The 19,992-nt window shown below is 64.5% G+C and carries 21 protein-coding genes; 17 read left to right on the top strand and 4 right to left on the bottom strand.

The window, feature by feature from the left end:
* Positions 1-2: 2 nt before the first annotated feature.
* The 7 genes from hscB (at position 3) to IFT60_RS06070 (ending at position 5,964) form a co-directional block, all read left to right on the top strand.
* Positions 3-518: a Fe-S protein assembly co-chaperone HscB gene (gene hscB, locus IFT60_RS06100; RefSeq protein WP_192050590.1), complete on the top strand. Its 516-nt coding sequence runs from the start codon at positions 3-5 to the stop codon at positions 516-518.
* A gap of 173 nt (positions 519-691) precedes the next feature.
* Entirely contained in the window at positions 692-2,581 is a 1,890-nt protein-coding gene (gene hscA, locus IFT60_RS06095) for a Fe-S protein assembly chaperone HscA (RefSeq protein ID WP_192050587.1), read from the top strand.
* A gap of 155 nt (positions 2,582-2,736) precedes the next feature.
* Positions 2,737-3,078: an ISC system 2Fe-2S type ferredoxin gene (fdx, locus tag IFT60_RS06090; protein ID WP_192050585.1), complete on the top strand. Its 342-nt coding sequence runs from the start codon at positions 2,737-2,739 to the stop codon at positions 3,076-3,078.
* A gap of 25 nt (positions 3,079-3,103) precedes the next feature.
* Positions 3,104-3,298: a Fe-S cluster assembly protein IscX gene (gene iscX, locus IFT60_RS06085; protein WP_192050583.1), complete on the top strand. Its 195-nt coding sequence runs from the start codon at positions 3,104-3,106 to the stop codon at positions 3,296-3,298.
* Positions 3,285-4,181, top strand: coding sequence for a class I SAM-dependent methyltransferase (locus IFT60_RS06080; protein ID WP_192050581.1), 897 nt, complete (start codon positions 3,285-3,287; stop codon positions 4,179-4,181). Before iscX ends, IFT60_RS06080 begins: the two co-directional genes overlap by 14 nt.
* Before the next feature lie 17 nt (positions 4,182-4,198).
* Positions 4,199-5,233, top strand: a complete 1,035-nt coding sequence (gene ltaE, locus IFT60_RS06075; protein ID WP_192050579.1) for a low-specificity L-threonine aldolase — start codon at positions 4,199-4,201, stop codon at positions 5,231-5,233.
* The gene (locus tag IFT60_RS06070) at positions 5,230-5,964 is read left to right on the top strand and encodes an rRNA pseudouridine synthase (RefSeq protein WP_192050577.1); all 735 of its coding nucleotides are present in this window, start codon (positions 5,230-5,232) and stop codon (positions 5,962-5,964) included. Before ltaE ends, IFT60_RS06070 begins: the two co-directional genes overlap by 4 nt.
* Positions 5,965-6,118: 154 nt before the next feature.
* On the opposite strand, the gene IFT60_RS06065 is transcribed toward IFT60_RS06070, so the two are convergent.
* Genes IFT60_RS06065 through IFT60_RS06050 form a run of 4 tightly spaced genes read right to left on the bottom strand, consistent with a single transcriptional unit; the run spans position 6,119 to position 8,415 of the window.
* Positions 6,119-6,655, bottom strand: a complete 537-nt coding sequence (locus IFT60_RS06065) for an RDD family protein (RefSeq protein ID WP_192050574.1) — start codon at positions 6,653-6,655, stop codon at positions 6,119-6,121.
* The gene (locus IFT60_RS06060) at positions 6,642-7,457 is read right to left on the bottom strand and encodes a DUF3106 domain-containing protein (RefSeq protein WP_192050572.1); all 816 of its coding nucleotides are present in this window, start codon (positions 7,455-7,457) and stop codon (positions 6,642-6,644) included. Before IFT60_RS06060 ends, IFT60_RS06065 begins: the two co-directional genes overlap by 14 nt.
* Positions 7,454-7,849 (bottom strand): DUF3619 family protein, encoded by a 396-nt coding sequence (locus IFT60_RS06055; protein ID WP_192050570.1) that lies wholly within the window; start codon positions 7,847-7,849, stop codon positions 7,454-7,456. The genes IFT60_RS06060 and IFT60_RS06055 overlap by 4 nt, the downstream gene beginning before the upstream one ends.
* Positions 7,846-8,415 (bottom strand): RNA polymerase sigma factor, encoded by a 570-nt coding sequence (locus IFT60_RS06050; protein ID WP_192050568.1) that lies wholly within the window; start codon positions 8,413-8,415, stop codon positions 7,846-7,848. Before IFT60_RS06050 ends, IFT60_RS06055 begins: the two co-directional genes overlap by 4 nt.
* A 214-nt stretch (positions 8,416-8,629) precedes the next feature.
* Between IFT60_RS06050 and IFT60_RS06045 the strand changes: the two genes are divergently transcribed.
* From IFT60_RS06045 to IFT60_RS06000, 10 genes are all read left to right on the top strand, one after another.
* Complete coding sequence (locus tag IFT60_RS06045) at positions 8,630-9,520, top strand: TauD/TfdA dioxygenase family protein (RefSeq protein ID WP_192050566.1); 891 nt, start codon at positions 8,630-8,632, stop codon at positions 9,518-9,520.
* A 12-nt stretch (positions 9,521-9,532) separates the two neighbouring features.
* A complete protein-coding gene (locus IFT60_RS06040) occupies positions 9,533-10,552 on the top strand; it encodes an ABC transporter substrate-binding protein (RefSeq protein ID WP_192050564.1) in 1,020 nt (339 codons plus the stop codon).
* Position 10,553: 1 nt separating this feature from the next.
* Positions 10,554-11,399, top strand: coding sequence for an ABC transporter ATP-binding protein (locus IFT60_RS06035; RefSeq protein ID WP_192050561.1), 846 nt, complete (start codon positions 10,554-10,556; stop codon positions 11,397-11,399).
* Positions 11,396-12,283 (top strand): ABC transporter permease, encoded by an 888-nt coding sequence (locus IFT60_RS06030; RefSeq protein WP_192050559.1) that lies wholly within the window; start codon positions 11,396-11,398, stop codon positions 12,281-12,283. Before IFT60_RS06035 ends, IFT60_RS06030 begins: the two co-directional genes overlap by 4 nt.
* 590 nt (positions 12,284-12,873) lie before the next feature.
* Complete coding sequence (locus IFT60_RS06025) at positions 12,874-14,607, top strand: acetolactate synthase 3 catalytic subunit (RefSeq protein WP_192050557.1); 1,734 nt, start codon at positions 12,874-12,876, stop codon at positions 14,605-14,607.
* Positions 14,608-15,099, top strand: coding sequence for an acetolactate synthase small subunit (gene ilvN / locus IFT60_RS06020; RefSeq protein ID WP_192050554.1), 492 nt, complete (start codon positions 14,608-14,610; stop codon positions 15,097-15,099).
* Between the two features lie 144 nt (positions 15,100-15,243).
* Positions 15,244-16,260: a ketol-acid reductoisomerase gene (gene ilvC / locus IFT60_RS06015; protein WP_192050552.1), complete on the top strand. Its 1,017-nt coding sequence runs from the start codon at positions 15,244-15,246 to the stop codon at positions 16,258-16,260.
* A gap of 251 nt (positions 16,261-16,511) precedes the next feature.
* Positions 16,512-17,276 (top strand): SIMPL domain-containing protein, encoded by a 765-nt coding sequence (locus tag IFT60_RS06010; protein WP_192050550.1) that lies wholly within the window; start codon positions 16,512-16,514, stop codon positions 17,274-17,276.
* 139 nt (positions 17,277-17,415) lie between these two features.
* Complete coding sequence (gene pssA, locus IFT60_RS06005; protein WP_192050548.1) at positions 17,416-18,285, top strand: CDP-diacylglycerol--serine O-phosphatidyltransferase; 870 nt, start codon at positions 17,416-17,418, stop codon at positions 18,283-18,285.
* 52 nt (positions 18,286-18,337) lie between these two features.
* Complete coding sequence (locus IFT60_RS06000) at positions 18,338-19,882, top strand: 2-isopropylmalate synthase (protein WP_192050546.1); 1,545 nt, start codon at positions 18,338-18,340, stop codon at positions 19,880-19,882.
* Positions 19,883-19,992 lie beyond the last annotated feature (110 nt).

Genomic DNA, 19,992 nt, shown 5'->3' with positions numbered 1-19,992 from the left:
TGATGCAGAATCATTTCGAGTTGTTCCAGCTGCCGGCGCGCTTCGACGTCGACCAGGCCGCGCTGGACGCGGCCTACCGTGAGGTGCAAGGCCGCGTGCACCCGGACCGCTTCGTGAACGCCACCGATGCCGAAAAGCGCGTCGCCATGCAATGGGCTACGCGTGCCAACGAAGCCTACCAGACGCTGAAGCACCCGCAAAAGCGCGCGCAGTACCTGTGCGAGCTGAACGGCGTCGACCTGCAAACCGAGTCGAACACGGCGATGCCGATGGCCTTCCTGATGCAGCAGATGGAATGGCGCGAAGCGCTCGGCGACGCGCGCGCGGCCAAGGATGCCGAGGCGCTGGACGAGCTGGACGCGCAGGTGCGCGGCGAGCGCAAGACGATGCTCAAGCGGGTAGGGGAGCAGCTCGACGCCGGCGATTTCGACGCGGCGGCGCAGGGCGTGCGTTCGCTGATGTTCCTCGACAAATTCGGCGACGAGGTACAGTACGCGTTCGAGGCGATCGAATCGTAGGGTGGACGGCTACGCCGTCCACGCGTTCAACCGGCGCATGAACACGTAGGGTGGGCGCCCCGTGCCCACGCGTGAAGCATGCGTCACGTTGGCGCATCGTTCCGCGTGGGCACGGGGCGCCCACCCTACAACGGCCACCGCACCACACAAAATAACAACCAGGTAACACGAACATGGCACTTTTGCAGATCTCCGAACCCGGCATGTCGACCGCGCCGCACCAGCACCGGCTGGCGGTGGGCATCGACCTGGGCACCACCAATTCGCTCGTCGCCACCGTGCGCAGCGGGATTCCCGAAGTGCTCAGCGACGAGGACGGCCGCGCATTGCTGCCATCGGTCGTGCGTTATCTCCCCAACGGCAACGCCCACATCGGCCGCAAGGCGCAGGCGCACCGTACGACCGACCCGAAGAACACCATCGTCTCGGTCAAGCGCTTCATGGGCCGCGGTCTGAAGGACATCGCCCACGCCGAAAACCTGCCCTACGACTTCGTCGACGGCGAAGGCATGGTCCAGATCCGCACCGTCGCCGGCGTGAAAAGCCCGGTCGAGACCTCGGCCCAGATTCTCGCCACCCTGCGCCAGCTGGCCGAGGATTCGCTCGGCGACGACCTGGTCGGCGCGGTCATCACCGTGCCCGCCTACTTCGACGACGCCCAGCGCCAGGCCACCAAGGACGCGGCCCAGCTGGCCGGCCTGAACGTGCTGCGCCTGCTGTCCGAACCGACCGCCGCGGCGATCGCCTACGGGCTCGACCACGGTTCCGAAGGCGTCTATGCCGTGTATGACCTGGGCGGCGGCACCTTCGACATTTCGATCCTGAAGCTCTCGAAAGGCGTGTTCGAAGTCCTGTCCACCGGCGGCGACTCGGCCCTGGGCGGCGACGATTTCGACCACCGCCTGTTCTGCTGGATTACCGAACAGGCCAAGCTGGCGCCGCTTTCGGAAGAAGACACCGCGACCCTGATGGTCAAGGCGCGCCAGGCCAAGGAACTGCTGTCGACCAACGACGAAACGACGGTCGACGCCGTCCTGAACTCGGGCGAACTGGTGCACGTGAACGTCACCGCGCAGACCTTCGCCGAGATCACCAAGCACCTGGTTGCCAAGACCATGAACGCGATCCGCAAGGCCATGCGCGACGCCGACGTCAGCGTGGAAGACGTCGACGGCGTGGTGATGGTCGGCGGCGCCACGCGCATGCCGCACGTGCGGCGCACTGTTTCGGAATTTTTCCACACCATCCCGCATGCGAACATCGACCCGGACCGCGTGGTGGCGCTGGGCGCCGCGATCCAGGCGAACCTGCTGGCCGGTAACCGCGCCGCCGGCGACGACTGGCTGCTGCTGGACGTGACGCCGCTGTCGCTCGGCATCGAGACGATGGGCGGCCTGGTCGAGAAGATCATTCCGCGCAATTCGACGATTCCGTGCGCGCGTGCGCAGGAATTCACGACGTTCAAGGATGGTCAAACGGCCTTGGCGGTGCACGTCGTGCAAGGCGAGCGCGAGCTGGTGTCGGATTGCCGCTCGTTGGCGCGCTTCGAACTGCGCGGCATTCCGCCGATGGCGGCCGGCGCGGCGCGGATTCGCGTCACGTACCAGGTCGATGCCGACGGCCTGCTGTCGGTCGCCGCGCGCGAGACGCGTTCGGGCGTGGAAGCGTCGATCACCGTCAAGCCGTCGTACGGCCTGGGCGACGACGACGTCGCGCGCATGCTGCAGGAGTCGTACAGCTCGGCGCAAACCGACATGCAGATGCGCGCGCTGCGCGAAGAGCAGGTCGAGGCCGAACGCATCCTGCTGGCGACCCAGTCGGCGCTGGACAGCGACAGCGCGCTGCTCGACGATGCCGAGCAGGCGTCGGTGGCGACGCTGCTGCAGGGCGTGCGCGATGCGATCGCCGGTTCCAACGATACGGCGGTCGAGCCGGGCCAGCGCCAGAATGCGCTGCACGATGCAGTCCAGGCACTCGCGCACGGCACCGAAGAATTCGCCGCGCGGCGCATGGACAAGAGCGTGCGCCAGGCGCTGGCCGGCAAGTCGCTGGACGAGGTGTGATTTCGTAGGGTGGGCTCTTGAGCCCACGCGGTGATACGTACGGGCTCCGTTATCGTGCGCGATGATCTCGCCGCCGCGTATCACCGCGTGGGCACGAGTGCCCACCCTACTAACCCCGGCCACAAAACGATATACATTATTTTAGAGGTAACAACGTGCCACAAATCGTCATCCTGCCCCACCCGGTCTTCTGCCCCGACGGCGCCGTCCTCGACGCCCCTGCCGGCAAGTCCGTCTGCGACGTCATGCTGGAAAACGACATCGACATCGAACACGCCTGCGATCGCGTCTGCGCCTGCACCACCTGCCACGTGATCGTGCGCGAAGGCTTCGATTCGTTGAACGAGCAGGAAGAAAAAGAAGAAGACATGCTCGACAAGGCCTGGGGCCTGGAACCCAACTCGCGCCTGTCGTGCCAGGCGATCGTGGCGGAAGAAGACCTCGTGGTCGAGATCCCGAAGTACACGATCAACCACGCGGCAGAGAAGAATCACTGAAAACCCACGGATAACGGAAACTGCCATGAAGTGGAACGAGGTGGCGGCCATCGCCGAAGCGTTGTTCGAGAAGTACCCGGACGTGGATCCCGCGACCGTGCGCTTCGTCGACCTCCACAACTGGGTCGTCGCGCTGGAAGGCTTCGACGACGACCACAAGCGCGGCGGCGAGCGCGTACTGGAAGCCATTCAGGCAGCATGGATCGATGAAGCACGCTAAGCAAACCCCCATCAAGGCTCCGGCAGCGCCGGAATTACCGGCGGAAGTGCGTCCCGGGCAGTCGATCGAACTGCTCAAGGAACTGCACATCCTCACGCGCGACGCCAAGCTGAACCAGGACAGCCGCCGCAAGCTCAAGCAGGTCTACCACCTGATCAACTTCATCGAGCCGCTGGTGAACGACGTGCGCGCGGAAAAGGGGACGGTTTCGCTGGTCGACCATGGCGCCGGCAAGTCCTACCTCGGCTTCATCCTGTACGACCTGTTCTTCAAGGGCCTGCAAGATGCCTCGCACATCTACGGCATCGAGACGCGCGACGAACTGGTCGCCAGGTCGACCGCGCTGGCGGCGCGCCTGGGTTTTGCGAACATGTCCTTCCTGCCGCTGTCGGTGGCCGAGTCGACGACTTCGGATAAGCTCCCCGAGACGATCGACGTCGTCACCGCGCTGCACGCCTGTAACACCGCCACCGACGACGCCATCGACTTCGCCCTGAAGAAAAAGGCGAAACACATGGTGCTGGTGCCGTGCTGCCAGGCCGAAGTGGCGTCGGTGCTGCGCAAGAACAAGGGCAGGGACCTGAAAAGCCCGCTCACCGAAATCTGGCGCCGCCCGATCCACACGCGCGAATTCGGCAGCCAGGTGACGAACGTGCTGCGCTGCCTGCAACTCGAGGCCCACGGCTACGAGGTGACCGTCACCGAACTGGTCGGCTGGGAGCACTCGATGAAGAACGAGCTGATCGTGGCCACCTACAAGAACCTGCCGCGCCGCCGTCCGAGCGAGCGCCTGCAGGAAGTGCTGTCCACGCTAGGCCTGGAAGAGATGGGCCAGCGTTTCTATGCTTCGCAAACTGAAGCCGCAACCACTGACGCGCTTTGAATACACGACCTGAAACCATGAGCGAAAACATCACCTGGATCGACCTGCGCAGCGACACCGTGACCCAACCGTCGCAGGCCATGCGCGCCGCGATGGCCGCCGCCGAAGTCGGCGACGACGTCTATGCCGACGACCCGACCGTCAACCGCCTGCAGGACTACGCGGCCGACCTGTTCGGCTATGAAGCGGGCATGTTCGCGCCGAGCGGCACGCAGACCAACCTGATCGCCCTGATGACGCACTGCGGCCGCGGCGACGAATACCTGGTCGGCCAGGAAGCGCACACCTACAAGTACGAAGGCGGCGGCGCCGCGGTGCTGGGCTCGATCCAGCCGCAGCCGATCGCCAACCAGCTCGATGGCAGCATCGCGCTGGCCGACATCGAAGCCTACATCAAGCCCGACGACATGCACTTCGCCCGCACCCGCTTGCTGGCGCTGGAAAACACGATCGGCGGACGCGTGCTCGGCCAGGACTACATCGCCGCCGCCACGGCGCTGGCGCATGCCAAGGGTCTTGCGACCCACCTCGACGGCGCGCGCGTATGCAATGCGGCGGTGAAGCAGGACATCAGTCTGCGCGAAGTGGTGAAGGGCTTCGATACGGTGTCGGTCTGCCTGTCGAAAGGCCTGGGCGCGCCGGTCGGCTCGGTGCTGCTGGGACCGAAAGCGTTCATCGAGCAGGGCAAGCGCTGGCGCAAGATGCTGGGCGGCGGCATGCGCCAGGCCGGCGTGCTGGCCGCGGCCGCGCACCACGCGCTCGAGCAGAACGTGCAGCGCCTGGCGGACGACCACGAGAACGCGGCGCTGCTGGCGCGCGGGCTGGGTGAGATCGACGCCTTGAAGGTCGGTACGCCGCAGACCAACATCTTCTGGATGGACATCCCGGCCGCCGCCTGCGCGCCGCTGAGCGCACATCTGGCCGCGCAGGGCATCCGCGCCTCGATCGGCCCGCGCACGCGCCTGGTGACCCACCTGGACGTTTCACGCGCCGACGTCGATACCGTCGTCGCCGCCTTCAAATCCTTCTTCCAGAACTGGCGTACAGTATGAGCGAAGACGGAATTCGCCTAGCAAAGCGCGTCGCCGAACTGGCGGCCTGTTCGCGCGCGGAAGCGGAACGCTACATCGCCAATGGCGGCGTCACGGTCGACGGCCTCGTGGTCGAAGATCCCGCCTCGCGCGTGACACCGGCGCAGAGCGTGGTGCTGCTGCCGGGCGCCAGCATGGACGAAGCGCCGCCGGTCACGATCCTGCTGCACAAGCCGGCCGGGATGAATTCCGGCGTCGGCGCGCGCGGCATCACGGCGCTGGATTGCCTGACGCCCGAGTCGCTGGTCGTCGGCGGCCACGGCCAGCCGCGCTTCCTGAAGCGCCACCTGGCGCGCCTGACGCTGTGCACGCCGCTGGAAACCGACGCCAGCGGCCTGCTGGTCTACAGCCAGGACTTCCGCGTCGTGCGCAAGCTGCTGGACGACGGCGAACGCGTCGAGCACGAGTACGTGGTCGAGGTGTCGGGCGGGATCAGGGATGGCGGCCTGGCGCTGCTGAACCACGGCCTCACTTTCAGCGGCAAGCCGGTCAACCCGATGAAGGTCAGCTGGCAGAGCGAAGGACGGCTGCGCTTTGCCGCCAAGGGCATGCGCGCTGGCCAGATCGAGCACATGTGCGCGGCGGTGGGATTGACCGTCACCGACATCAAGCGCCTGCGCGTGGGGCGGATGTCGATGGGGGGGCTGCCGCAGGGGCAGTGGCGGTATTTAACCGAGTACGAGCGGTTTTGATTTGACGGCCCGGCGAGTTCAGGCTGCCGGGCTAAGGTGCTTCCGCAACGCGTGGAGTCAGGACTCCACCCTACGTGTGATGGCCTTTCGTAGGGTGGAGTCCCGACTCCACGCGTTACACCGTTCGCAAACAGGCAGCGGCAAACGCAGCCCGTTACTTCTTTTTCCCCACCTTCGGCAACGCAATCAACCTCGTTCCCGCAATCCGGTCATGCAGGAATTGCCGGTCCTTGTCGAGAAACGCCGTCGCCCCCCAGGCCACCAGCCCCAGCGTCAGCACGACCGCCCACTCCCTGACATGATGCAGGTCGAGCACCGCGCCGACAGCCAGCGCCGGCGCGAACCAGCCCCAGGCCAGCAGGTAGCGCACCAGCGCATTCTTCAGCGGCACGCGCGCAGCGCCCACCTTGACCACCTTGATGCGCCAGGTCTTCATCGCGAGCGTAAAACCGCTGCCGCTCCAGGCGTGCACGAAATACGCCGCCGTCACCAGGAACAGGAAGGCCATCAGCCCGGCGCGGTAGGCCGGCGCCTGGCGGTTGCCGGTGACGAAGATGTAGATGAAGACCGCGAGCGCTTCGACCGCGATCAGCAGGAAGGCTTCATAGACCATGGCGATGACGCGGCGCCTGACGGTCGGGGTGCCGATAAGGGCAGGGGCGGGTGCTGCGCTGGGATTAGCCGTTTGCATTCGATGGCGCGGGGGCGGTGGCGGGTTGGGCGGTGGGGGCCGCCGGCGCCGGAGCAGCCGGCGGCGGCGCGGCGGGCGGCGGCGAGCCGGCCGGCGCGGGCACCGACACCGGCGCCGGCGCAGGGACGGGCGCCGGCTGGGTGACCGCCGGCGCGGCCGGGAGCGTGGCCGGCGCCTGCAGCGAAATGCAGGAGGCGCCGCGACGCGTGGTGCCGGCCGGGCAACTGGTGGGGGCGACAATGGTGCTGGCGGCCGGCGGGGTGATGGCCGTGGCCGCGTTCTTGCGCGCGGCCGATTGCGCCAGGCGCTGTTTCTCGCCGGGGGAGAGCTGCTTGTAGCTTTCCCAGTTGGCGGCGCGGTCGCCGGGCGCGAGCTTGCGCGCCTTGTTGTAGTTTTCGCGCGCCAGGTCGCGCTGCTCGGGCGTCAGGCGCATCCACTGGCGCATGCGCTCGTGCACGCGGCCCTGCTCGACCGGGTTCATCGAGCCGAAGCGGCGCGACATTTCGAGCCATTTTTTCTTGCGCACGCCATCCATCGCATCCCATTCGGGATGCAGCGGGGCGAGGGCAACCTGCTGGGCGGGCGTCAGGTCGCGCCACAGCGGCTTGTCGGCGAGGCGCGCGCTCCTGGCGGGCGTGCCGGGAACGCTGGCGGTGGTGGCCACGCCCTGCGTGCCGCCGGGACCGCCGGTTCCTGCATCGGGCCAGACCAGCCAGACGAGCCAGGCCGCGAGCGCGGCCAGCAGCGCCGCCACCGCGGCGATCCAGCCGGAGCGGCGGGGCTTGGAAGGGGGTGTCGTCATTGCTGGCGCTGTTGCGACTCCAGGTAGGCATTGAAGCCATGGTCGAGGTAAGCCGTCAGCGGCAGTTCGTCGGCCAGCACAGCCGCGTCGAGTTCGGCCAGTTCGGCGATGCGCTGCTGCTGGTCGTACTGGTACAGCCCGCCCAGGCCGACCACCAGCGCCAGCAGGGGAATGGCCACGCCGAGGCGGCCGAGACCGGCGCCCGAGAAATGGAAGTCGAGATTCAGGAAGCGGCGGCGCTTGTGCGCGGCGGGCGCGTCCGCTTTCTTGCGCGACAGCGCCAGCGCGCGTGCGGCGGCCAGGCGCTCGGTGGTGGACGCCGGCAGCGCGTCGAGATTTTCGTTCAGGGCGTGGCGCAGCTTGTACGCCAGGTTGATGTCGTCGGTATTCATAATTTTATTCCCTTGGCCCGCAGGGCATCGGCGAGAGTATGCGTAGCGCGAGAGCAATGTGTTTTGACACTGCCCTCCGAGCACCCCATTGCCGCGGCCGTTTCAGCCACGTCCATATCCTGCCAGTAACGCATAAGGAAGGCTTCGCGTTGACGCGCCGGGAGCTTTTGTATCTCCGCTTCGATCAGGCGCAAGGTCTGTGCGCGTTCGACCTGATCCATGCTGGATTCCGCCGCGGCCGAACCTTCTTCCGCTTCGTACGCATCGAGTATATCAAAGTCCTCATCCTCATTTCCACGGCGGCCGAGACCGGAGAACAGGCTCACCCAGGTATTGCGCACCTTTTCGCGGCGGAAGTAATCGAGGATGGTCGTCTGCAGGATGCGCTGGAACAGCATGGGCAATTCGGCGGCCGGCTTGTCGCCGTATTTTTCGGCGAGCTTGATCATCGCGTCCTGCACGATGTCGAGCGCGGCTTCGTCCTTGCGCACCGCATACACGGCTTGCTTGAAGGCGCGCCGTTCGACGTTCTCGAGGAAGTCGCCTAGTTCTTTGTCTGTCGCCATGCGATGAAGGAGGGTGATGCGCCCGGATGCTTGGTCCGTGCTTTATGGAAAACTCACGAATCCTAGCAAAATTCCCCTCCGCCTGCACTCTAATTGCTCAGTGAAGCTCCGGGCTTTCAAAAAACGCATGAGCATAGTCGGAATCATTCGTTCTCAAGCCCATCCGGGCTGGATAACCTGAATCCAACTTTGACTATGACTCCGCGCAGCTATCATGCTTCTCGATAATCCGACTCTCGTCACATCCTTACGACAAGAATTCGACATCCGCCCGCTCGATGCCCCGCTCGGCGCCGAAGTGCTCGGCCTCGACCTGACCCGTCCGCTCGGCACCGCCGACCTGGCGCGCGTGCACCGTGCCCACCTCGACCACCACGTGCTTGTGTTCCGCGACACCCGCATCACGCCGGCCCAGCAGGTAGAGTTCTCGCGCCGCTTCGGCGAACTGCAGATCCACGTGCTGCGCCAGTTCCAGCTGGCCGGCACGCCGGAAGTGCTGGTGATTTCGAACATCCGCGAAAACGGCGAGCCGATCGGCCTGGGCGACGCCGGCCATTACTGGCACTCCGACCTGTCCTATAAAGCCACCCCGAGCCTGGGCTCGATGCTGCATGCGCAGGAATTGCCTGCGGAGGGCGGCGATACCCTGTTCTCCAACCAGCACCTGGCCTGGGACACCTTGCCGGACGATCTGAAACGCGAAGTGGAAAACCTGCAGGCCGAGCACAGCTACCTGGCGCGCTACGAAGACCTGCGCAAACTGAACCCATGGCGCCCGGCGCTGACCCAGGCGCAGATCGACGAAGTGGTGGCGGTGCGCCATCCGGTCGTGCGCACCCATCCGGAAACGGGACGCAAGGCGCTGTTCGTCAGCGAGCATTTCACCACGCGCATCCTCGACATCCCGGAAGAACGCAGCCGCGCCTTGCTCGATGCCCTGTTCGCACACAGCACGAAGCCCGAGTTCATCTACCGCCACCAGTGGCAGCCGCACGACGTGGTGTTCTGGGACAACCGCTCGCTGATGCACCTGGCCGCCGGTTGCCCGCCCGAACAGCGCCGCAAGCTATACCGCACCACGATCGCGGGCGATGTCCCGTTCTGACCAGGAGAATCCATGTTTAGCTTGAAAAAAATCGCCGCCGCCTTGCCGGTCGCGCTTGTGGCCATCTCGCTGGTTGCTGCGGCACCCGCCGCCCAGGCGGAAGGCAAGATCCGCATCGCCGAACAATTCGGCGTGGTGTACCTGTTGCTCAATGTCGCGCAAGACCAGAAGCTGATCGAAAAGCACGGCAAGAAGCATGGCGTCGACATCGACGTCGACTGGGTCAAGCTGTCGGGCGGCGCCGCCGTCAACGACGCGCTGCTGTCGAATTCGGTGGACGTGGTCGGCGCCGGCCTGGGCCCCTTGATGACCATCTGGGACCGCACCAATGGCCGCCAGAACGTGCGCGCCGTCGCGTCGCTCGGCAACTTCCCGTACTACCTGATCAGCACCAACCCGGCCGTGAAATCGATCGCCGACTTCGGCCCGAAAGACCGCATCGCGCTGCCGGCCGTGACCGTCTCGGTGCAGGCGCGCATCCTGCAAATGGCGGCCGCCAGGCAGTGGGGCCCGACCCAGTTCAAGAAACTCGACGGGTACACGCAAGCCGTGCCGCATCCGGACGCCGCCGCCGCCGTGATCGCCGGCGGCACCGAGATCAACGCCCACTTCGGCAATCCGCCGTTCCAGGACCAGGAACTGGCCGGCAACCCGAAAGCGAAGGTCGTGCTCGACTCTTACCAGGTGCTGGGCGGCCCGAGCTCGGCGACCGTGCTGTATGCAACCGAAAAATATGTGAAAGAGAATCCGAAGACCTACCGCGCCTTTATCGATGCGCTGGTGGAAGCGGCGCAGCTGGCCAGCACCAATCCGGAAGCGGCAGCCGACGCCTACCTGCGCGTGAACAAGGGCAGCATCGACCGCGCGCTGCTGGTGAAAGTGATCAAGAATCCGAAGGTGCAGTTCAAGGTGGCGCCGCAGAACACGCTGGGCCTGGCGCAGTTCCTGCACGAGGTCGGTGCGATCAAGAAAAAGCCGGCCAGCTGGAAGGATTACTTCTTCGAGCATCCGGCGCTGGCTTCGGGGAGTTGAGATGCGAGTTGATACAAGCGTGCCTCCTCTGCAGGTCGTGCCGCCCCAGGGCCCCTTGCTGCGTGCCGAGCACGTGACGATCGAATACGCCGGCGCGCAAGGCACAGTGCGCGCCACCGAAAACGTCAGCTTCGACGTGCACCGCGGCGACCGCTTCGTGCTGCTCGGCCCCTCGGGCTGCGGCAAGTCGACCCTGCTGAAAGCCGTGGGCGGCTTCATCGCGCCGCGCGCCGGCAGCCTGCGCCTCGGTGGCAAGCCGATCATCGGACCGGGGCCGGACCGCATCGTCGTATTCCAGGAATTCGACCAGCTGCCGCCCTGGAAGACGGTCGAGAACAACGTCATGTTCCCGCTGCTGGCGGGCGGCATGAAGAAGCCCGAGGCCCGCGAGCGCGCCCGCCACTGGCTGGGCAAGGTCGGGCTGGCCCGCTTTGCCGATGCCTACCCGCACACCCTGTCGGGCGGGATGAAGGCGCGCGTGGCGATCGCGCGCGCACTGGCCATGCAGCCGGAAATCCTGCTGATGGACGAGCCCTTCGCCGCGCTCGACGCGCTCACTCGCCGGACGATGCAGGAGCAGTTGCAAATCCTGTGGGAAGAGATCGGCTTCACGATGCTGTTCGTGACCCACTCGATCGAGGAAGCGCTGGTGGTCGGCAACCGCATCCTGCTGCTGAGCCCGCACCCGGGCCGCGTCCGTGCCGAGCTCAACAGCCACCAGTTCGACCTGGGCAGCGCCGGCAGCGTCGAATTCCAGGCGGCCAACGAACGCATTCACCGCCTGCTGTTCGAGGCCGCGCCGGCCCTGGCGCCGTCCCACCCCGCACCTTTGACTGTACACGCATGAACGCTTTCCGAGATCCCCCGATTCGTCCCGAATATGAGCTGGCGCTGGCGGCGCCTTCCGTCGGTGGCGTCGCAGCCGCGCAGGTGCATACCGCCGCGCCCGGCTTTTCGCTCTTCACCGGTTACGCCTGGCTGCGCAAGGCCGGCATGCTGCTGGTGCTGGCCGTGATCTGGGAGCTGCTGGCACGCTGGTACGACAACGACCTGCTGCTGCCGACCGCATTGCAGACGGGCAGGGCGCTGGTCGACGGCATCGTCTCGGGCGAGCTGTTCGGCTATATCGGCATGTCGTTCGCCGTGCTGACGCAGGGCTACCTGATGGGCGTGGCCGGCGCTTTCCTGCTGACCTGGCTGGCGGTGTCGAACCGCGTCGGGCGCGAACTGATCGAGACGCTGACCTCGATGTTCAACCCGCTGCCGGCGATCGCCTTGCTGCCGCTGGCGCTGCTGTGGTTCGGGCTCGGTAAAGGCAGCCTGATCATGGTGCTGATGCATTCGGTGCTGTGGCCGCTGACCCTGAACGCCAGCGCGGGTTTTCGCGCGGTGCCGGAGACGCTGCGCATGGCGGGGCGCAACTACGGCATCAACGGCCTGCGCTTCGTGCTGCAGATCCTGATTCCGGCGGCGTTGCCGGCGATCCTGTCGGGCCTGAAAATCGGCTGGGCCTTCGCCTGGCGCACGCTGATCGCCGCCGAGCTGGTGTTCGGCACCACGTCGGGGCAGGGCGGGCTGGGCTGGTTCATTTTCCAGAGCCGCAACGAGCTGTTCACGGACAAGGTGTTCGCCGGGCTGGCGGCGGTGATCATCATCGGGCTGGCGGTGGAGAATATCGTGTTCCAGACGCTGGAACGGGTGACCGTGCGCAAGTGGGGGATGGAGCGCTGATAGTGGCGAGTTCAGGCGGTGGTGGTTCACCGCTGCACGTACGCGTGGACTCGGGAGTCCACCCTACGGTGCTCGACCGTCCGTTGCAAGATCCAATTACCGTTGGCCGCTGCGTACCGTAGGGTGGAGTCCTGACTCCACGCGTTCACCGCCCGCATACCGCCTGCGCCAACCTCATCGCTGCACCGCACGATCCCCCGCCTATACGCACCCAACCGGTGCATATTCTCTTTTCAATTTTTTATCTTGACCAAAATGGTGCAACGCAGTAAGGTGTTCTTCACGCTTTGCACCCCCAAAGCTTCACCGTCAGCCAGACCGGCACACAAGGCCTGTTCGGCAATGACACGCTTTCATTTGTAGGCAGTTTGCTCCAACCCGCGCCACAAGCGCGAGAGATGCGTCGAGCCGCTACAGACACTCAGCCAAACGAGTTGCGCCCAGCGCCGTTCCAAAGGGTATCAATGGATATCCGGGAGTTCGACGTGACCGCAGAAAGAAGGGAAGCTGACAGCGCTGTGGGGTAAACCGTATTTCGTTAGGAACGGGCATCCGATCAAACTCCCTCTGGGTCTTGAAAGGAATGATTCATGAATAACGAAGCTTCATCAGTGCCGATCACCGGTGCTGAAATCGTCGTCCGTTGCCTGGCCGAGGAAGGCGTGAAACACGTCTTTGGCTATCCTGGCGGCGCAGTGCTGTACATCTACGACGCCATCTTCCAGCAAGACAAATTCCAGCACGTCCTGGTGCGCCACGAGCAGGCAGCCGTCCATGCGGCAGACGCCTATTCGCGCAGTTCGAACACCGTCGGCGTCGCCATCGTCACCTCCGGTCCGGGCGTCACCAATGCCGTCACCGGCCTGTCCACCGCCTACATGGATTCGATTCCGATGGTGGTGATCAGCGGCCAGGTGCCGAGCCATGCGATCGGCCAGGATGCCTTCCAGGAATGCGACACGGTCGGAATCACCCGCCCCGTGGTCAAGCATAATTTCCTGGTCAAGGACGTCAAGGAACTGGCTAACACCATCAAGAAAGCCTTCTACATTGCCCGTACCGGCCGTCCGGGTCCGGTGCTGGTCGATATCCCGAAGGACATCAGCATGCACAAGTGCATGTTCGAATATCCGCGCGAAATCGAGATGCGCTCCTATAAACCGGTCGACAAGGGCCACGCCGGCCAGATCCGCAAGGCCGTGCAGCTGCTGCAAACCGCCGAGCGTCCGATGATCTATGCCGGCGGCGGCGTGATCCTGGCCAATGCGTCGAACGAACTGAACCGCCTGGTCGACAAGCTCGGCGCGCCGGTCACCAACACGCTGATGGGCCTGGGCGGATCGCGCTCGAGCAGCGCGCAGTTCGTCGGCATGCCCGGCATGCACGGTACCTACGAAGCGAACATGGCGATGCAGCACTGCGACGTGCTGATCGCGATCGGCGCCCGCTTCGACGACCGCGTGATCGGCAACCCGAAGCACTTCGCCAGCCATCCGCGCAAGATCATCCACATCGACATCGATCCCTCGTCGATCTCGAAGCGGGTGAAGGTCGACATCCCGATCGTCGGCAACGTCAAGGAAGTGCTGACCGAATTCCTGGCCCAGCTCGATGCCGCAGGTACTTCGCGTGCCAATCCGGCGCCGCTCGCCGCCTGGTGGAAGCAGATCGAGGAATGGCGCAGCCGCGATTGCCTGAAGTACGAGGATTCGAGCCTCGTCATCAAGCCGCAATCGGTCATCGAAAAACTGTGGCAGGTGACGAATGGCGACGCCTTCATCACCTCCGACGTCGGCCAGCACCAGATGTGGGCCGCCCAGTACTACCCGTTCGACAAGCCGCGCCGCTGGATCAATTCCGGCGGCCTGGGCACGATGGGCGTCGGCCTGCCGTATGCGATGGGCGTGCAGATGGCGAACCCGGATGCGACGGTCGCCTGCGTCACCGGCGAAGGCTCGATCCAGATGTGCATCCAGGAGCTCGCCACCTGCAAGCAATACCACCTGACGCCGAAGATCATCCTGCTCAACAACCGCTTCCTCGGCATGGTGCGCCAGTGGCAGCAGATCGACTATGGTTCGCGCTATTCCGAGTCGTACATGGACTCGCTGCCGGACTTCGAGAAGCTGGCCGAGGCTTATGGCCACGTCGGCATGCGCATCGAAAAGCCGTCCGACGTCGAGGGTTCGCTGAAGGAAGCATTCGGAATGAAAGACCGCCTCGTGTTCATGAACTTCATCACCGACCAGAGCGAGAACGTCTGGCCGATGGTCAAGGCCGGCAAGGGCCTGTCTGAAATGCTGCTCGGCTCGGAGGACCTGTAAATGAGACACATCATCTCGGTTCTCCTGGAGAACGAAGCCGGCGCCCTGTCGCGCGTGGTGGGCCTGTTTTCAGCCCGCGGCTACAACATCGAAACCCTGACCGTGGCGCCGACCGAAGATGCGACGCTGTCGCGCATGACGATCGTGACCTCCGGCTCTGACGACATCATCGAGCAGATCACCAAGCACCTGAACCGCCTGATCGAAGTGGTGAAAGTGGTCGACCTGACCGAGGGCCAGCACATCGAGCGCGAACTCATGCTGCTCAAGGTGCGGGCGGTCGGCAAGGAGCGCGAGGAAATCAAGCGCACCGCCGACATCTTCCGCGGCCGCATCATCGACGTGACGGAGAAGAGCTACACGATCGAACTGACCGGCGCCAAGAGCAAACTTGACGCCTTTATCGACGCCATCGACCGCGCCTCCATACTCGAGACCGTCCGTACCGGCGGCTCCGGCATCGGCCGCGGCGAGCGAATTTTAAAGGTCTGATTGGGGCTACGCCCCAATCGCCTGACTTCGTAGGGTGGGCACTTGTGCCCACGCGGGAAGGTCGAGCAGCCAATAACCGCACAAATGAACAGCCACCCACGTGGCACATAAAACGTAACTAACCAAAATACAGGACAAAAGACCATGAAAGTTTTCTACGACAAAGATTGCGACCTCTCCCTCATCAAAGGCAAGAACGTCGCCATCATCGGCTACGGCTCGCAGGGACACGCGCACGCCCAGAACCTCAGTGAATCCGGCGTGAAAGTCACCGTCGGCCTGCGCCGCGGCGGCGCTTCCTGGAACAAGGTCGAGCAGGCCGGCCTGCAGGTCGCCGAAGTCGACGCCGCGGTGAAAAACGCCGACATCATCATGATCCTGCTGCCGGACGAGAACATCGCCCAGGTCTACAAGGAAAACGTCGAACCGAACGCCAAGCAGGGCGCCGTGCTCGCCTTTGCCCACGGCTTCAACGTCCACTACGGCCAGGTCGTGCCGCGGGCCGACCTCGACGTCATCATGATCGCGCCGAAAGCGCCGGGCCACACCGTGCGCGGCACCTACCGCCAGGGTGGCGGCGTGCCGCACCTGATCGCGGTCTACCAGGACAAGTCGGGCGCCGCGCGCGACGTCGCGCTGTCCTACGCCATGGCCAACGGCGGCGGCCGCGCCGGCATCATCGAGACCAACTTCCGCGAAGAGACCGAGACCGACCTGTTCGGCGAGCAAGCCGTCCTGTGCGGCGGCGCCGTCGAGCTGATCAAGGCCGGCTTCGAGACCCTGACCGAAGCGGGCTATGCGCCGGAAATGGCCTATTTCGAGTGCCTGCACGAGCTGAAACTGATCGTCGACCTGATCTACGAAGGCGGCATCGCCAACATGAACTATTCGATCTCGAACAACGCGGAATACGGCGAATACGTCACCGGCCCGCGCATCGTGACCGAAGACACCAAGAACGCGATGCGCCAGTGCCTGAAGGACATCCAGACCGGCGAATACGCGAAGAGCTTCATCCTCGAAAACAAGGCCGGCGCCCCGACGCTGATCTCGCGCCGCCGTTTGACCAGCGAGCACCAGATCGAGGAAGTCGGCGCCAAGCTGCGCGCGATGATGCCGTGGATCGCGAAGAACAAACTCGTGGACCAGTCGAAGAACTGAACAGTGCAGGTAGGGTGGACGGCTATGCCGTCCACGCGTGACATGCTCGAAGTCGCACCGGGCTGGATGACAAGCCAGGTGAACGCGTGGACGGGAGAACCCGCCTCTCGTGGCCCGGTCCACCCTACAGCGGAGGACGGCGTTCGTCAGGCTACGGTATCAAATGCAACTTTCCATTACAAAATCACGACGGAAAGCAACGCGACGGTATCGTATAAGTAAAGTCACTTTTACTTAGCCCGGAGAAAACCATGTCCCTTCCAAAACTCGTCCTCATCGCCAGCTTGCTGGCAGCCAGCCATGCCGGCGCGCAAACCCAGCCGGCAGCGTCTACCGCCGGCACCATGGTCATCGTCCCGGCCAATGGCGAAGTGCGCCATGCCAACGACCAGGCGATCGTCACCTTCGCCGTTGAAGAATTCGATAAGGACAAGGCGGCGGCCGCAGCCCGCGTCAACCGCAAGATGAAGGAGGGCACCGAGATCGTGCGCCGCGCCGATCCGAAGGCCGAGCTGAAGACCCAGGGTTATTACACCTACCCGGTCTATCCGGAGCCGCCGGTGCAGCCGCTACCCGCGAGCCGCACGCCAATAAAACCCGTGCCGAGTGGCTGGCGCGTCGGTCAATATTTGGAGGTGAAGACGACCAACCTGGCCGAACTGCCGAAGACGGCAGCCGCGGCGCAGAAAGTATTACAGATCAACGGCATCAACTTCGGCCTGGCGCCGGCAACCGAAAAGATGCTGGACGACCGCCGCATTGCCGAGACCTACCGCAATCTGAACGAACGCATCGTCTCGATCGCGCGCGCGATGGGGCGCCAGCCGGCGGATGCGATCCTCGATACGGTGGATTTTGAAGGGTCGGGCAATTATGCGGGCGACCGCAGCGAGAAGGCGATGATGATGCGCGCTGGCGCGCCTGCGCCAATGTCGGACGCGATGCCGGAACCGAGTTTCGAACCGGGAGAAACCACGCTGCAGATGCGATTGGTTGGGAAAGTGAAGTTCAAGTAAGGATTCATCCCGGCAAGCCTGCGCGTTTGCTGGCTGAAATCCAATAGTATCCGTTCGCTAACATGCCGTGTGCCCCTCTATAATGGGGGCAACGGCGCTCGAAGCCAGCAGCGCGATCACTACTTGAATACGGAACCTTATGCCAGCCTTTCCACGACGTAAGAAAAATGGAACATCGCCCCGTGCGCCACGATTTTCCCGCCTGAAGCGTTTCGGCCGCCGGGCGGAAGACAAGGGCCGCCCACGCGGTCGCGGCATTTATTTGTTGCCGAATGCTTTTACGACGGGTGCGCTGTTCTGCGGTTTCTACGCGATCGTGATGGCGATGAACCAGCGCTTCGAGCACGCCTGCTGGGCCGTGTTCATCGCGATGATTCTCGATGGGCTCGATGGCCGGGTGGCGCGCCTGACGAATACGCAGTCGGAGTTCGGTGCGCAGTACGACAGTTTGTCGGACATGGTGTCGTTCGGCGCGGCGCCGGCGCTGGTGATCTATGAGTGGTCGCTGCGCGGGCTCGGCAAACTGGGCTGGATCGCCGCCTTCGTGTACTGCGCCGGCGCGGCGTTGCGGCTGGCGCGTTTCAACACGAATATCGAGGTGGTGGACAAGCGCTTCTTCCAGGGCTTGCCCAGCCCGGCGGCGGCGGCGCTGGTGGTCGGCTTCATCATGTTCATGACCGACCCGGACATCAACATCAGCGCGCGCCAGGTGGACTGGGTGAGCTGGTGCATCGCCATCTTCGCCGGCCTGACGATGGTGTCGAACGTGCCGTTTTACAGCTTCAAGGACGTGAACTTCCGCAAGTCGGTACCGTTCATCGTGGTGTTCCTGATCGCGCTGGCCTTTGCGCTGGTGGCGATCGATCCGCCGAAAGTCCTGTGGCCGATTTTTGTAGTCTACGGCTTGTCGGGGTATGTGGTGTTCGTGATCCAGCGCGCCAAGGGCAAGCGGGTCTCCATTATCCCGACCGACGATCCGATCGAGAACGATCAAGCCGAGCGCCGCTAGGGTCCCGTGGACCGTCGGCGCTCGTTCATCAACAAGCGCTGACGGAGTACCCATGTTCGACCCTAACCGCCTCATCATTTTCGACACCACCCTGCGCGACGGCGAGCAATCTCCCGGCGCCTCGATGACCAAGGACGAAAAAGTCCGCATCGCGCGCCAGCTCGAACGCCTGCGGGTCGACGTCATCGAAGCCGGCTTCGCCGCCGCCTCTCCCGGCGACTTCGAAGCCATCCGCGCGATCTCAAGCGCGGTGCGCGACTCCACCATTTGCTCGCTCTCGCGCGCCAACGACCGCGACATCGCCCGCGCCGCCGAAGCCCTGCAACCGGCCGCGCGCAAGCGCATCCACACCTTCATCGCCACCTCCGAGCTGCACATGAAGATGAAGCTGCGCATGGAGCCCGAGCAGGTGCTCGAGCAAGCCAAACTGGCCATCCGCTACGCGCGCAACCACACCGACGACATCGAATTCTCCCCGGAAGACGGCAGCCGCTCGAACGAGGATTTCCTGTGCCGCGTGCTGGAAACGGTGATCGCCGAGGGCGCCACCACCATCAACTTCCCCGACACGGTCGGCTACGCCACGCCCGAAGTCTTCGGCGAAACCATCCGCCGCCTGCGCGAACGCGTGCCCAACTCCGACAAGGCCATCTGGTCGGTGCACTGCCATAACGACCTCGGGCTTGCGGTCGCCAATTCGCTGGCCGGCGTGGCGATTGGCGGCGCGCGCCAGATCGAATGCACCATCAACGGCCTCGGCGAACGGGCCGGCAATACGGCGCTGGAAGAAGTCGTGATGGCGCTGCGCACGCGCGCCGACTACTACAAGCTCACGGTCGGCATCGACACCACGCAAATCGTGCCGGCCTCGAAAATGGTCTCGCAGATCACGGGCTTTGCGGTGCAGCCGAACAAGGCGGTGGTCGGCGCGAACGCCTTCGCCCACGCCTCGGGAATCCACCAGGACGGCATCCTGAAGGCGCGCGAAACCTACGAGATCATGCGCGCCGAAGACGTCGGCTGGCACGCGAACAAGATCGTGCTGGGCAAGCTGTCGGGCCGGAATGCCTTCAAGGCGCGCCTGCAGGAACTCGGCATCGAGCTTGAGTCCGAGGCCGAAGTCAACGCCGCCTTTGCCCGCTTCAAGGAACTGGCCGACCGCAAGAGCGAGATCTTCGACGAAGACATCATGGCGCTGGTATCGGCCGAAGACCATGCGCAAGAGGGCGAGTACTTCCGCTTCGTCTCGCTGGCGCAGCGTTCCGAAACCGGCGAACTGCCGCATGCGCGCGTCGTATTCTCGATCGACGGCCAGGAATTCGCCTGCGAAGGCTCGGGCGACGGCCCGGTCGACGCCACGGTGAACGCCATCGAAAGCCAGGCCAAGACCGGCGCCGACCTGATCCTGTTCTCGATCAACGCCATCAGCAACGGCACCGAGTCGCAAGGGGAGGTGACGATGCGCCTGTCGCGCCAGGGGCGGATCGTGAACGGCGTGGGAGCGGATCCGGACATCGTCGTGGCCTCGGCCAAGGCGTATCTGTCGGGGCTGAACAAGCTGCACTCGAAGGTGGAGCGGGTGAATCCGCAGTTGTGAGGATTCGACACGCATAAGCCGCGTGGCGCGTGGGCACAAGTGAACTGACCCCCAAAAGTTGGGCACAACTTTTGGAGCGGTATGAAGTACACGAAAGAGTTCAAACAGAC

Source organism: Massilia sp. CFBP 13721 (assembly GCF_014842025.1).
Taxonomy (GTDB): Bacteria; Pseudomonadota; Gammaproteobacteria; order Burkholderiales; family Burkholderiaceae_D; genus Telluria.
Note: the sequence above shows the minus strand (reverse complement) of the source record. Positions and strands in the feature narration are given on the sequence as shown.

Coding starts and splice junctions, on each gene's coding strand:
- hscB (WP_192050590.1), top strand. CDS start 3: ATGCAGAATCATTTCGAGTTGTTCCAGCTGCCGGCGCGCTTCGACGTC.
- hscA (WP_192050587.1), top strand. CDS start 692: ATGGCACTTTTGCAGATCTCCGAACCCGGCATGTCGACCGCGCCGCAC.
- iscX (WP_192050583.1), top strand. CDS start 3,104: ATGAAGTGGAACGAGGTGGCGGCCATCGCCGAAGCGTTGTTCGAGAAG.
- IFT60_RS06080 (WP_192050581.1), top strand. CDS start 3,285: ATGAAGCACGCTAAGCAAACCCCCATCAAGGCTCCGGCAGCGCCGGAA.
- ltaE (WP_192050579.1), top strand. CDS start 4,199: ATGAGCGAAAACATCACCTGGATCGACCTGCGCAGCGACACCGTGACC.
- IFT60_RS06070 (WP_192050577.1), top strand. CDS start 5,230: ATGAGCGAAGACGGAATTCGCCTAGCAAAGCGCGTCGCCGAACTGGCG.
- IFT60_RS06065 (WP_192050574.1), bottom strand. CDS start 6,655: ATGCAAACGGCTAATCCCAGCGCAGCACCCGCCCCTGCCCTTATCGGC.
- IFT60_RS06060 (WP_192050572.1), bottom strand. CDS start 7,457: ATGACGACACCCCCTTCCAAGCCCCGCCGCTCCGGCTGGATCGCCGCG.
- IFT60_RS06055 (WP_192050570.1), bottom strand. CDS start 7,849: ATGAATACCGACGACATCAACCTGGCGTACAAGCTGCGCCACGCCCTG.
- IFT60_RS06050 (WP_192050568.1), bottom strand. CDS start 8,415: ATGGCGACAGACAAAGAACTAGGCGACTTCCTCGAGAACGTCGAACGG.
- IFT60_RS06045 (WP_192050566.1), top strand. CDS start 8,630: ATGCTTCTCGATAATCCGACTCTCGTCACATCCTTACGACAAGAATTC.
- IFT60_RS06040 (WP_192050564.1), top strand. CDS start 9,533: ATGTTTAGCTTGAAAAAAATCGCCGCCGCCTTGCCGGTCGCGCTTGTG.
- IFT60_RS06035 (WP_192050561.1), top strand. CDS start 10,554: ATGCGAGTTGATACAAGCGTGCCTCCTCTGCAGGTCGTGCCGCCCCAG.
- IFT60_RS06030 (WP_192050559.1), top strand. CDS start 11,396: ATGAACGCTTTCCGAGATCCCCCGATTCGTCCCGAATATGAGCTGGCG.
- IFT60_RS06025 (WP_192050557.1), top strand. CDS start 12,874: ATGAATAACGAAGCTTCATCAGTGCCGATCACCGGTGCTGAAATCGTC.
- ilvN (WP_192050554.1), top strand. CDS start 14,608: ATGAGACACATCATCTCGGTTCTCCTGGAGAACGAAGCCGGCGCCCTG.
- ilvC (WP_192050552.1), top strand. CDS start 15,244: ATGAAAGTTTTCTACGACAAAGATTGCGACCTCTCCCTCATCAAAGGC.
- IFT60_RS06010 (WP_192050550.1), top strand. CDS start 16,512: ATGTCCCTTCCAAAACTCGTCCTCATCGCCAGCTTGCTGGCAGCCAGC.
- pssA (WP_192050548.1), top strand. CDS start 17,416: ATGCCAGCCTTTCCACGACGTAAGAAAAATGGAACATCGCCCCGTGCG.
- IFT60_RS06000 (WP_192050546.1), top strand. CDS start 18,338: ATGTTCGACCCTAACCGCCTCATCATTTTCGACACCACCCTGCGCGAC.